The sequence below is a fragment of the Pseudomonas reactans genome (genome assembly GCF_013387025.1).
Classification (GTDB): Bacteria; Pseudomonadota; Gammaproteobacteria; order Pseudomonadales; family Pseudomonadaceae; genus Aquipseudomonas; species Aquipseudomonas reactans.
The window spans coordinates 68,590-80,589 of the sequence record NZ_JACAQP010000020.1 but is presented as its reverse complement, the minus strand read 5'-3'; the positions used below and the strand labels follow the sequence as shown (position 1 = coordinate 80,589).

At 60.4% G+C, this 12,000-nt stretch carries 11 protein-coding genes; 3 read left to right on the top strand and 8 right to left on the bottom strand.

The window, feature by feature from the left end:
- Positions 1-36 precede the first annotated feature (36 nt).
- Complete coding sequence (locus tag HX793_RS31370; protein ID WP_308936662.1) at positions 37-234, top strand: macro domain-containing protein; 198 nt, start codon at positions 37-39, stop codon at positions 232-234.
- Between the two features lie 327 nt (positions 235-561).
- Here the strand turns inward: HX793_RS31370 and HX793_RS20795 are convergent, their stop codons facing one another.
- From HX793_RS20795 to HX793_RS32050, 6 genes are all read right to left on the bottom strand, one after another.
- The gene (locus tag HX793_RS20795) at positions 562-1,263 is read right to left on the bottom strand and encodes a TIR domain-containing protein (protein WP_011002526.1); all 702 of its coding nucleotides are present in this window, start codon (positions 1,261-1,263) and stop codon (positions 562-564) included.
- 11 nt (positions 1,264-1,274) lie between these two features.
- Positions 1,275-1,760: a DUF2321 domain-containing protein gene (locus HX793_RS20790; protein ID WP_004350864.1), complete on the bottom strand. Its 486-nt coding sequence runs from the start codon at positions 1,758-1,760 to the stop codon at positions 1,275-1,277.
- Between the two features lie 114 nt (positions 1,761-1,874).
- Positions 1,875-2,081 (bottom strand): hypothetical protein, encoded by a 207-nt coding sequence (locus tag HX793_RS20785; protein ID WP_024087539.1) that lies wholly within the window; start codon positions 2,079-2,081, stop codon positions 1,875-1,877.
- Between the two features lie 59 nt (positions 2,082-2,140).
- Complete coding sequence (locus HX793_RS20780; protein ID WP_177094507.1) at positions 2,141-4,204, bottom strand: ParB/RepB/Spo0J family partition protein; 2,064 nt, start codon at positions 4,202-4,204, stop codon at positions 2,141-2,143.
- Positions 4,205-4,284: 80 nt separating this feature from the next.
- Positions 4,285-5,115 carry a DUF932 domain-containing protein gene (locus tag HX793_RS20775; RefSeq protein ID WP_024087541.1) on the bottom strand — a complete coding sequence of 277 codons (831 nt, stop codon included), beginning with the start codon at positions 5,113-5,115 and terminating at the stop codon, positions 4,285-4,287.
- A 743-nt stretch (positions 5,116-5,858) separates the two neighbouring features.
- The gene (locus HX793_RS32050) at positions 5,859-5,981 is read right to left on the bottom strand and encodes a hypothetical protein (RefSeq protein WP_024087542.1); all 123 of its coding nucleotides are present in this window, start codon (positions 5,979-5,981) and stop codon (positions 5,859-5,861) included.
- Positions 5,982-6,697: 716 nt separating this feature from the next.
- Between HX793_RS32050 and HX793_RS20765 the strand changes: the two genes are divergently transcribed.
- Positions 6,698-7,801 (top strand): hypothetical protein, encoded by a 1,104-nt coding sequence (locus HX793_RS20765; RefSeq protein WP_024087543.1) that lies wholly within the window; start codon positions 6,698-6,700, stop codon positions 7,799-7,801.
- Positions 7,798-9,579: a phage exclusion protein Lit family protein gene (locus HX793_RS20760; protein WP_079383137.1), complete on the top strand. Its 1,782-nt coding sequence runs from the start codon at positions 7,798-7,800 to the stop codon at positions 9,577-9,579. Before HX793_RS20765 ends, HX793_RS20760 begins: the two co-directional genes overlap by 4 nt.
- Here HX793_RS20760 and HX793_RS20755 read toward each other — a convergent pair.
- Positions 9,560-10,615 carry a PDDEXK nuclease domain-containing protein gene (locus HX793_RS20755; protein ID WP_024087545.1) on the bottom strand — a complete coding sequence of 352 codons (1,056 nt, stop codon included), beginning with the start codon at positions 10,613-10,615 and terminating at the stop codon, positions 9,560-9,562. The two genes, HX793_RS20760 and HX793_RS20755, sit on opposite strands and share 20 nt — an antisense overlap.
- The gene (locus tag HX793_RS20750; RefSeq protein ID WP_024087546.1) at positions 10,612-11,817 is read right to left on the bottom strand and encodes a tyrosine-type recombinase/integrase; all 1,206 of its coding nucleotides are present in this window, start codon (positions 11,815-11,817) and stop codon (positions 10,612-10,614) included. Before HX793_RS20750 ends, HX793_RS20755 begins: the two co-directional genes overlap by 4 nt.
- Positions 11,818-12,000 lie beyond the last annotated feature (183 nt).

Genomic DNA, 12,000 nt, shown 5'->3' with positions numbered 1-12,000 from the left:
GTCTTTTTCAGAGTTTCCCAAAGCGTATCGACAACAATCTTTGGATCAGGAATCACGCGAATCAAAGGACACAAGAATATTTCCGACGAGGATCTACTGAAAATCATGCTGTGGACATTCAGAATCAGTGAGATGCGATTCAAATATCCCGCGAAGCTGACCATCGTGATCCACAAAGACAAGATCGACCAGATCAATCTTCTCGATATCAAATCCGCCAGGAACGGCGTGTAGTTTTCAATGGCGGTTCGGAGCGAGCCCACTTTGCAGATGCTGGCCGGGCCGATCAGGCACAGCCGGTTCGGCGGCATCGAGGGGCGCCAAGCCGTGCGCGGCGCGGATAGTCCGCAGGGCTTTCCCCTGGAGGCAAGCGCAGCGCCGCAGGCGCGAAGGCGTGAGGGATTGAAGCCGAATGGCCGTGACGACAAAGACGGCACGGGGCGCAGCCCGAAAGCCCGGCGGCGCTTTGCGCCGACACGCTCAAAAGTCTAAGAGCACAACAAGGGGCTCATTCTGGGAAATAGCAGGCACTATTTCCAAATAGATTTTATTTGCCGATGCCTACAGATTCGCCAACGAAATGGGATAACCCTGAGCCGCCATTTCCTTTGCCAGAAGCGGCCCTGCATCCTTTTGCAGATTGTCCTTGAATGGGATATAGAGCAACCCTTGGATGTCGGATGGGCGCTCCATATTGTCTTGTTGCTTCATGAGAATGGCAACGTTCTTACGACCGAGCAGCGTAAGCATCATGCCCAATTCCATCACAACATTTTGGCGTGCACGGAACGCCTTTTCGTCTTCGTGACCAGCGCGGTAGCCCTCGTCGTCGGGCGTGGCCAGCACCACAGCAAACTTTACTTCTGCCGTGTACTTTTCCAATTTCTCGATGATGGTCTGCCCTTCCGAAGGAAGTTGATCCAAGATCAACGGCTCAAGCCTCCAGCGGCGCAGCATCGCTTCAAGCTCGGTTCGGGCGGCATTATCGTGCCCATAAACCACGAATACCTTGCTGAGCATTGGCTTAGCAGCAGCGCCATTCTGTGGAGCTGGTGCCGCAGCCTGTGCAGGTTGCACGCCGAGGCAAGCCTTTACCGCCTCTTGGTTCTTGCCCTGAACATTGAAATTACCGGTGTGGTAGCTATTTACGATTGCACCATTTTGCAAACGAAGTTGTGTGCCAGTGCCGTTCGCAAGTGCCGTCTCATTCGCAATCTGAAGATTGCCGGCCTGTAGGCAGGCCTTAATTTCGTCGAGAGTCATCGCCATTCCTTCTAAGCTCCCCAAATCGCTTTTTTCGCAGCTTCGCTAAGTACATCGACAACAATGTCGCGCACGCCAGATGCAACCGAAGCGCCGACCTTCGTCATCACCTTCTTGAATCGAAGGGATGCAACTTGAGTTTTTGGACTGTCTTTGGTCAATTCCGTCAAATCGGTACGGAACTGCTGGACTTCTTCTGGCGACAGCTCTGCGCCTGCTTCCACTAGCTCAACAGCGCCAGCAATCTTGCGTTCAGTCCAAGGGAACCGGCTACCGCAGTTGTGGCAGAACGAGGGAGGCTCGTAATCACCACCCAAGCCGAAAACGCCTTCAACGTAGAAATCGCCGCGAATGGATGCGCTGCACGAAGGACACTGCATGATGGTCTCTTCACCGCACTTAGAGCAGAACGCCTCTCGAAGCTCGGGATTCTGATCAGCGGCTGTTGTTGCGACATGCCCGTTAGGACAAACCTGTGCGACCCGATATGTCCCCATTGCGCTCCCTTGTTATTTATGCCGATAGATACGGCGTTGGTCAAATCAAGGGATTGTAAAGCAGCAGCGTGGAAATTGGAGGCATGGATGACACCGGGCGCGGTGCTGATCGGGCTATTCCTTCGTCTCGATGAGCCACCACACGGCACGCGGCAAGGCGCGACCCGTGATGGGGTGAATGTCGGTCAGGTCGGCGCGGGCTGACCAGCCAGAGGGCGGGCGGTAGCCGCGCACGTCGCCTTCGCCGTGCCAGCGGCGGGCGCGTACCGTGCCGGGGGCATAGATCGCCGCCATGCGGGGGCGGCTGGTGGTGTAGGTCATGGGTGTTCTCCTTCCAGCAAAGCGCCCCGGTCGAGGCCGGGGCGCTTGCTTTTGCACGGTCAAGCGGCTAGCGCCACGGAGGGTTCATCTGCTGTTGCCTCGGCATCCTCCGGGGCGTCGTCCTGCTCCTGTGGTTCTGCCTGCGTGGCGTCCGGCCCTTCGGCCTTGAAGATGGCAGGCATCCAGCCCGTGCCGTCTGCCAGCCGCTCGGCTTCGCTGGCAATGTCGGCCTTCTTCAACTTCGCCAGCCGGGTGACGTGCGACGGGGCGAACCGCTCCACGGCTTCCAGAATTGCGGCCTTCGGCACATGCCGGAAATAGCCCTCATTGGTGGGCTTCCACCATGCGGCCATGTCCAGCCTCACGGCCTGCGCGAGTTCTTCGCCCGGCTGCTGCCGTGTGGTGCGGGGTGTCACCACGTCCACCGTGACGGCCACGCATACCGCCAGCAGCCGCACCAGTTCGTCTTGGGACTTCGCCAGCAGCGCGGCGAACAGTTCGGCGCTGTCCTCCGGCAAGGCTTCGCCCGCCACCTGTTGGAACTCGCGCAGCGCGACGGCGGCGGGGGATTCCGGCCAGTCGGGGGCCATGCCTTCCAGCCGGTCTTGCACTTTCAGGCTCACGCCCAGCGGCAAGTCGTGGCCGTGGTAGCCGCCTTGCAGCACCGTTTGCACCATGCCAAGCACCAGCGCAGCCAGCGCCACTTGCGGATGCCGTGCCACTTCGATTTGCAGCGCGGCGGTGCGGTGGGCGCTCAACCGTTGCGCCAGCCGGTCGGACATGGCGGCGGTCTTGGGCTGCCCTTCGCTGTCTCCGTCCTCGCCCTCGTCGTCGTTCCCAGCATCCTCGCCGCTGAACCCTTGGCGCAGGCGTTCCAGCGTGCGCAGCGCCTTGGCTTCGGCCTCGCGCAGCAGCCCGCGATAAATCACGGCCTGACCGTTGCGGTCGGTGGTGACGATGGCACCGGCTGCGGCCTTCACGGTCGGGCCGTACTCCTGCAAGCCATCTTCCAGCGCCTGCAACTGCTCGCCCAGGGCTTCGCCTTCTTCCTGCAAGGCATCGGCCTCTTCCTCGTCGTCGGCGTCCAGCGCGTCATCCACGGCTGCGGCCAGTTCGTGCAGCTTGGTTTGCAGCTTCTCGATGCGGGCTGCTTCGCGCTTGGTCGGCTCGCGCCGCTCCCTCGGCGCACGCTGGAAGGCGTGCAGGTCGGCATGGGTCACGGCGGGCGTGGCATCCACCCACGCCCAACCTTCGGCCTTCACCTCGGCGGCGATGCCTGCCAGCTTGTCTTGCGCCAGCCGTTCCAGCAGCGCGGCATCGGTCAGATACACGCCCGCATCGCCTTCCGCGAACAGGTCGCGGCGGATGCCGCCGCCTGCGGTTTCGTAGCTGTCCAGCCCTACGAAGCGCACCAGCGGATGCCGGTAGGCGTCAATTTCCCTTTCGGTGAGGCGGTCGCGCAGCGCGGACGGCTGGCGCTGCCACGTTGGGGCGTCATAGAAGGCGCTTTCCTGCGCGGCGTGGTCGTCGGTGATGGCAAGGGCCATCAACTGGTCGAGCGTCACGGCTTCGGCGCGGTAGTCGGCCAGCAGGCGCGGCGACACGTTCGCCAGCTTCAAGCGGCGCTGCACCACCAGCGGGGACACGCTGAAATCGGCGGCTATGTCCTCGATGGGTCGGCCTTCGGCCACCAGCGCGGCGAATGCCTCGAACTGGTCGGCGGGGTGCATGGCTTCGCGTTGCACGTTCTCGGTGAGGCTGGCCGTGCGGGCGGTGCCATCGGCCACCAGCAGGCAAGGCACGTCCCATTCCTTGCTGATGCGGTGCTTCTTCGCCAGCAGCTTGAGGGCTGCGAGGCGACGGCCACCGGCCACCACTTCGTAATGCTCACCATCGGCGGCGGCAATCACGATGAGGTTTTGCAGCAGGCCGACGCGCTGGATAGATGCGGCCAGTTCGGGGATGGACATGCGCGGGGTCTTGCGCACGTTGCGGCCAGCAGGCCGCGACACCAGCCGCGACAGTGGAACCAGAATCAGGTTCTTGGTCGGGTCGGCGGCTTCCAGCGGGATAACGGCGGCGGTGTTGATGGCGCGGGCTTCGGTTTGGATAACGGCGTTCATGGTGATAACTCCTATCGGTTCAGGGATGCAGCAGCAAAGAAAGCGGCAAGGGCGGCTGCCTGCCCCTGCCGCGTGGGGAATCAGGCTTTCAACTGGCGCAAGCCATCGGCCAGCATCCAGAGGGCGCGATTGAGGCGCACATCGGAATCAATGCCCTGCACGGGGCGGGTCTGCTGGCGGCGTCCGTTGGCGCTGCGCCCGGACAGTCCGCCCTTGGTCAAGTTCTCCTGCGTGCGGTTGAACACGCTCCACAGGTCGGGGCGGCGGTCGTCGAACCGGCGCGGCATCAGGATTTGCGATTCGGTGATGGGCGCGGGCTTGTTGTCGGTGGGGTCGTACTTGAGGGCCAGCGCGGAACGGGCGAACACTTCGGCTTCGGAGTCATGGAGCGTGATCGCGCGCATGGCATCGCGGGAATCCTTCACCCGGTCGAAACCGCGCAAGACTTCATAAGCGCCTTCGATGACATGCCCGGAAACGTCACCTTTGTGGGGCACGCGCACATCGGCCACGGTGTCGCCGCAGACGAGGCCATTGCTGCACACGAACCGGAACATGCCGGCCAGCATCTGATAGCTGCTCGTCCCGTCATGGGAATTGAGCAACACGATTTCATTGGCTTCCGCGCCGTTGATCTGGCTGGCGTGGCGCAGGCGCAGCATGTGTTTGGTGTGCTCGCGCTTGCCTTCGTCGCGCACACGGGTCTGCGTCACCATGAAAGGCTGGAAACCTTCTTTGCGAAGCTCGGCCAGCACGGCGGCGGTGGGGATATAGGCGTACCGCTGCGAACGGCTTTCGTGCGGCGCGTCCGCGAAGATGGACGGCGCTACGCGGTAAATCTGGTCATCGGTCAGCGGGTAGTCGCTGCGCAGCGAGGGGGAGCGGGAAGCGAATTGGGATGCGAGTTGCATGGTCTTTCTCCTGACGAAAAGGGTTTGCTGTTCAAACCGCACACCGGATTCCTAGATTCGGAGCCCAGCCTTTCGGCTGTTCGGTGCGGTTGGCACGAGGAACCCGGTTGGCCCTGTTGCCACCGTCTTTCCTGAGTTCATCGCCCGCGGCCAAAGGAGCGCGCGGACGGGGGCCGTCAAGGAAACAAGCGCAGGGTTGGTGCGGCCCGCAGGCGCAGCCGAGGACACGGCCCTGCGCGCCTTGACGGCACGCGGGAGCGAGCTACGGTCGCGGACAAGGTGATGAAGTCAGGAGAGACGGCTGGACATGGCAACGGCCGTCCCTGTGTGCCGAACCGCACGCAAGCGAAGCGCGCAGGCCCGAAGCTGGAAGCCGGGCCGTAGGCGTCAGCGATGGAAGCCCGAAGGGGGCGAGACTCGCGCAGCGAGGCTCGATGCGCAGCACGACAGCGCGACCGGCCATGTTTCTTGGCCGGGGACGCCCATGCAATCAACGATGGACAGCATGGGGGTGGATGCCCTGGATGAAATGCCGCTGGTGCGTGGGGGGGGGCGCGCCGGCACAGCCGGGGCGGCGGTATTGAGGGGCGCCAAGCGTAGCGCGGCGGGGATGGCCGCATGGCCTTCCCCTGGAGCGCAAGCGAAGCGCGCAGCGCCGCAGGCGCGAAGGCATCGGCACCGGGCGCAGCAGAAAAAAAGGCGCGTCGTCCCGAAGGACAACGCGCCGGATGGTGGTCGTGCGATCAGTGCGCAGTCATCGCCTGCAACTGCTCGATCACGCCGAGTTCGACGAACACGCACGGCTGCTTGTCCGCGATCGGCACGTTGAACACGCGAGTGAACACCTCGCGTTTCAGGTGCGCCAAACGCCCCGTCCGGTACGCCTGTTCGGGGCTTCATGCGATCAGCGCCGGACGGCGAGCTGCTACGCTGCGGGTCGCATTCGACCAAGGCGACAAAGCCATCGTCGGACAGCTTCTGGTGTTCGGGGCACAAGCCCCAATCTGTCGCCGTGTGGCGCTCCATGCTCGCGCGCAGGCGCTTGTCCAGCAGGATCGCGCCGGTGTCGAAGCGAGCGCCGCAGACCAGGCAAACGTGTTGTTCGAGGGAAGCGTGCGATTTGTCGTTCATGACGCTCTCCGGTTGCACGGGCGGAATTGCCCGGAACCGTCGCCAGCACGGCGCAGCGCAAGCCGTCAGGGGTCAAGGACGGCCACGGGCCGCAAGCGTGCTCGCACGCGCAGCCCTTGACGGCGAAAACGCCGTGGTACGGTGAAGGGGGCAGCAAGACCGCCCAGCCCTCTCCAACGAAGGCACAACCGGCAAACGAAGCGCGCAGGCCCGCGAGGGCCGAAGGCGTCAGCGATGCGGAAGGCTGGCGAACGCCAGTCCCGTCAGGGATGAGCGGATAGCGAACCTGGAGCAGCGCAATCCGCGGAAGCGGAGACGCACAGAGTTTCCCTTCCGCCTATCCATTTGCGAATAAAATGCTTGTACCCTATCGGAAGCAAAGTATTTAACGCACCGCATTAGGTAGAAAATTACATTCCCATAATTGAGCAGGAGCTTAGTCGAACATCCCATGTCGTCATCTCTCGATTCTGCCGCCCGCGCATCCGCTAATCGGATCAGTCATTTCATTGAGGTACATCGGGGCCATCCCCAGGTATCTCTCTACGATCACATTAAAAGGCAACGCAGCGAAAGAGCCGCCCGCGCGAGTTTGCTCAAACTGGTTTATCTCGACACGAACGCATGGAAGTGCGTGTCGGACTTTCGGCGGAACAAAACGAGTCTCACGCCCGCAATGAAGGCGTTTGGGGCAACCATTGAACGGGCTGTTCAAACGGGGCAAATCGCGTTTCCCATCGGTGTCCCGACGTACTTCGAGCTGGACTCGATGACTGACCCGGCGACACGAGAAACGCTTACCCGACTGGTTGATGAGCTATCCCAAGGGTTCTGCATCACCCCTTTTTCCGATCGCGTTGGTTCTGAGTTGCGCAAGCTGCGCATGGGTAAGCTGGACGAGCCGGAAGGGTTAGAAGATTTCTTGTGTAGCCCCATCGAGCTAATGGGAATACCGACGATTTCTACGCTCGGGTTTCTCGAATCGCATGTGGATAAAGAAACTTTCAACAAGGCATTCTTTGATGCCTTGTCAGAATTGCCATTTTCCTTCCAGTTGGAAGTTGCCGGTACATTTCCTGGGGCGAAGTGGGATAACTCGCGCGGCATTACAGACATCAACGACGGAAAGGTCGAGCATCAGTCGGAAATAACGAACCTCAACACCGGCATATTTGTTGAATTGACGGGCTGCATCGCAGCATGGTTCAGAGAGGAAGGGACAACCCTTTCCCAACCAGAAATTAAGCGATACGCACTTGAGGCGCAATACCACTGGCATGAGACGCCAGCCTCACGAGCAATGCCAACACTGAGGGTATTGAGTTCACTGTATGGGTTGATGCGATTCGATCCGCAACGCCGATACCAGAACGGAGATCCAAGCGACTTCATGGTGGCGGCATCCGCACTTCCTGTGGCGGATGCTCTTTATACGGACAGAAAACTCGCTAATCTTCTGTCCGATAAAAGAATCGGGCTGAACAGGTTTTCGGACTGCACGGTAGTCAGTGGGTTCGAGGACATGGCGGCGCATCTCGAAGAACAACTAAAGTGAGCGGCAACACAATGGACTCAACCTTGCCTCCGCGCGAGGATGAACAAGTAAAAACCGCAGTTCGGAACGTCTTGCTAGGTTCTGCGCCGGAACGCGAAAGCGAGTTGGCCTCCTTATGGAGCTTGCTTGAGCCTCGTTTTCAACTGACTGCCGATACGCATGACGGTGAGCGATTGGTCATGGAAGCGGGAATGTATCGTTTCGTCCGATTTAACCATCGCGTAGTGCGTGCATTCTGGATCGCAGGCTTTGCAGCTTGGGAAGCGTATCGCGTTGTAGCGGAAACGCCTGAACTAGAGCCACTTGACCTCAAGCGCCTGATGGAGCTGATTGATGCGTTTGAGCGCGTCTTGGAAAGCGATGCCCCAGAGCTGGAAGCGCTGCCCAAAGATGTTCCCGAGCCGGGCCACTACGACGACAACCCACAACTTCGCGCACCGGGGGAGCTTGCAACGTTGGGCGTTGGTTGGGCGCTTCTGCACGAGGTTCGGCATCTGAAGCATCAGCAGGATGGAGATGCGGCTGACCCCGATGAGGCAGACCCAACCCAGCGCAGGAACGAGGAGCTGTCATGCGACGCCTTCGCCACGAAATTCCTGCTTGACCAGCTTGATGCTTATGCCCAACGGGAAAATGCAAGCCCGAACCTTGTTCGCAGAAAGAGAGAGCTCGGAATCTATTTCGCGCTATTTTCGATGACCTTGATGGCCCGCGATAAGTGGGGTGCGTCCCAAAGCCATCCGTCCATTCAGGCCAGAATCGACGCAGTACGCGCCTTGATGGGAAGTCAACGCGATGAGGTGGCAGAGGCAATCGCAAGTGTGGCATTTGCAACGCTTCATACGCTGATGCCCGGTTCTCCTGGCATTGTTCCTGCCCCTGATGATTCAGACTACTCCCCCAACAAAAAAGAATTTGCGGGTGAACTAATCCTCAAGGAAATGTCGCGCGTTCTTGAATGGCTCAAGGGAAAGGGGCTTAACGCACTAAACTCACGGTACTCAAGATACGAGAAAGACATAGATCAGTTTTTCTCGTGCGACGATCCTACTTCCACTGACGGCCGGGCCAAGTTTGAAAAGCTGACCAATTCGTATATCGAGTGCTTGAACATTGTTCTGATTCACCGGGCATTTCGAGACGAAGCTAGCCAAGGCTTTGTCGATAGACTAAGCAAGGTCGCAGACGGGCAAGATCATCCTGATGCTAGTTCGGCAGGATCATCAAGAGACTATTTGTTCGAGCTGCTGATTGCGGCAAGAATGTCGTTGTCCGGCTACAAGATCGACTTCAACAAGGTCACGGATGTTGTCGCCGAGAACGACGAGTTCCTTGTGTTCGGCGAGTGCAAGCGACTGTCTTCCGAGAAGAAGTTTGAGGAAAACTTCAAGAAGGCGGGCAAGCAAATTACCGCCCAAGCCGAAGGGATGTCTCAACGGGTCTATGGCTTGGTCTTCTTGGATGTGTCCAGTTGTCTCGGCGGCATTCCCAAGATGGAGCTTCCCAATGTCGAAGCAGCCCAGTGGGCAATTCACGAAAGCCTTGAGGCATTCGTGGCAAGAAACGCATCAAAAATAGAGCAGTTAGCCGAACGCTTTTCCGAGGCTTCGCTTGGAGTCTGCCTAATTGGGCAGGCTCCGATTTGGACACGAGACGGCACTCTCTACATGGCGGCCAGAACAAGAGTAGTCGCACCACAGAGTTTGTCGGATGAGGATTTAAACTCTCTCGAAAAAATCTTGAGCGGATTTTCAGGTTCTATGCTTTCCCTCGTTTGATCTGCGATTCCGCTCGACGAGCCGCCTGCTGCAACCGTTCCCCCAAGACTGCACGCGGCGGCAAGGTGGTCAGGTACTCGGCAACGTGGATGCCCGACTTGTCCAGCTCCAGCAACTCGATCTGCTCGCGCTTCTTGCCGGTGCAAAGGATGATCCCCAGCGGCGAGGCTTCTTCCGGCTCCCGCTCGTGCTTGTCCAGCCAGCGCAAGTAAAGCTCCATTTGCCCTTTGTAGGCCGCCTTGAATTCGCCGATTTTCAGCTCCACCGCCACCAGCCGCCGCAGCTTGCGGTTGTAGAAAAGCAGGTCTAGGTGAAAATCCTCGTCGTCGATCAGGATGCGCTTCTGCCGGGCAACGAAGGAAAATCCCGCGCCCAGCTCCAGCAGGAAGGCTTCCATTTCGCGGATGATCGCGGCTTCCAAGTCGCCTTCCTGCCAACTATCCCGCAGCCCCAGGAAATCGAGGATGTACGGATCGCGCATGACCAGCGCCGGGGTCATGCGCTGCACATCGCGCAGGGTCGCCAGCTCCTGCGCGATGGTTTCCTCCGGCTTTTGGGACAGCGCCGTGCGCTCGTACAGCATCGAGTCGATGCGCTCGCGCAGCGTCCGCACGCTCCAGCGTTCGGCGCTCGCCATCTGCGCGTAGTAGTCCCGCTGGAGCGGGTCTTTCAGCGGAATCAAGGCGATGAAGTGCGTCCAGCTCAATTGTCGTATCAGTGATACGACAATTCGCTCGTCCGGGTATGCGGCGGCGAACTGCACCATCCGGCGCAGATTCTTGACCGAAAAGCTGCCGCCGTACTCCTTCACCAATTGCGCCGCCAGGGTGGATACGACTTCCTCGCCGTAGTCGGCCCGCCGACCTTCCAAGACCTGCGTATGGATTCGCTGGCCGATGCGCCAGTAGAGCATCGACAGCTCGCTATTCACCGCCGAAGCGGCGCGCTTGCGCGCCGCTTCGATCAGTATCCGAATGTCGCCCAGCAGCGCCGAAGGCGCTGCGGGCGACGCGATGGATGCCTTGCGCCTGGTCATGCCGTCGCCTCCGCAGCAGGGGGGCGTTTGGTGCCGGTGATCGTCTTGCGCCGGCTCGCCACCAGTTCGGCGGCTTCCCGAACCGGCTTGTCCTCGGTATGGACATAGCGCATGAACATCGCCACGGTCTTGTGCGCCGTCAGCACCATGCCGACCTTGACCGGGATACCCGAATTGGCAATATCGGTCGCGGAGCGGTGGCGGATACCGTGCGTGCCGACGTGCGGCACGCCAGCCGCCTTGAGCGCCCGAGTCCAGCCGCCGTAGTGCTCGCCATAGGTCAGGTGCTTGGCCGGGTCGTTGGGCGACGGCAGAACGTAGGGGCAATCTTCCTGGCGGGGTGCGGTCGAAAGCAGCCGGTGGGCTTCTTCGCTCAAAGGCTTGGACATGCCGCCGGTCTTGCTGTCGGGCCACACCACGCGCCGGTTTTCCAAGTCGATCCAGCTCCATTCGAGCGCGCAGATTTCGGAGCGGCGACCGGCGAACTCGAATTGCAGCCGGATCGCCAGAGGGATGACGTAGTTCTCCAGTCCCTCGGCCTCCAGATGTTCCAAATGGCGGAAGATGCGCGCCATTTCCTCGTCATTGATGAGGCGGGTAGCCTTGCCAGCCGGGAACATGGGGACGTGTCGGCAGGGATTGGTGCCATCCGGGCGGAAGCCCCACACTTCGGCCATGTTGAACATCTTGCGCAGCACGCCGAAGGTGTGATTCGCGTCGGCCGGCTTGTAGGCCAGCTTCTCCATCAGCCCGGCAATGTCGGGCCGCTTCACGTCCTGCACCTTCTTGCGGCCCAGCAGCGGGACGATATTGCGGTCGATGACCGCCTGATAGCCTTCCTGCGTGCTGACCTTGTTGCGCTTCTTGGAGTAGTCCTCCATGAACTTCTTGCACAACGCTTCGACCGTCGGCGCTTTGCGTGCCTCGGCCTTGGCACCGCCAGGGTCGCCGCCCCGGCGAACCTCGGCCAGCCAGTCCTGCGCCATGACGCGGGCCTGCTCTACGGTCAGTTCCCCGAACAAGCCCAGGGCGGGCTTGCGGCGCTCCCCGGTGTTCGTCCGATACTGGAGCATGAACACCTTGCGGCCCGCTGGGGTAATCTTGCACAAGAAGCCGGGCACCACGGTATCCCGTAGTTCGACGGCCTGCGCCTGGGGTTGCGCCGCATCAACGGCGGTCTTGGTGAGCTTGATCTTAGCCATGATGACTCCTCGGAAAGACCCGTTTCCAAGAGCCACATGGGGGCCAAGCGGACGGAAGCCGGGTCAGGTTTCAGAAAGCACCGTCATATGTTGAACTCGCCTAAGCCCTTGATAAACCTGCTGTATCGGGCTGCGGCGTAGTCCAGCGAAATTCGGTGCTGGAGTCATCGTGAAATAAAAAAA

Coding starts and splice junctions, on each gene's coding strand:
- HX793_RS20795 (WP_011002526.1), bottom strand. CDS start 1,263: ATGACTCTCGACGAAATTAAGGCCTGCCTACAGGCCGGCAATCTTCAG.
- HX793_RS20790 (WP_004350864.1), bottom strand. CDS start 1,760: ATGGGGACATATCGGGTCGCACAGGTTTGTCCTAACGGGCATGTCGCA.
- HX793_RS20785 (WP_024087539.1), bottom strand. CDS start 2,081: ATGACCTACACCACCAGCCGCCCCCGCATGGCGGCGATCTATGCCCCC.
- HX793_RS20780 (WP_177094507.1), bottom strand. CDS start 4,204: ATGAACGCCGTTATCCAAACCGAAGCCCGCGCCATCAACACCGCCGCC.
- HX793_RS20775 (WP_024087541.1), bottom strand. CDS start 5,115: ATGCAACTCGCATCCCAATTCGCTTCCCGCTCCCCCTCGCTGCGCAGC.
- HX793_RS20765 (WP_024087543.1), top strand. CDS start 6,698: ATGTCGTCATCTCTCGATTCTGCCGCCCGCGCATCCGCTAATCGGATC.
- HX793_RS20755 (WP_024087545.1), bottom strand. CDS start 10,615: ATGACCAGGCGCAAGGCATCCATCGCGTCGCCCGCAGCGCCTTCGGCG.
- HX793_RS20750 (WP_024087546.1), bottom strand. CDS start 11,817: ATGGCTAAGATCAAGCTCACCAAGACCGCCGTTGATGCGGCGCAACCC.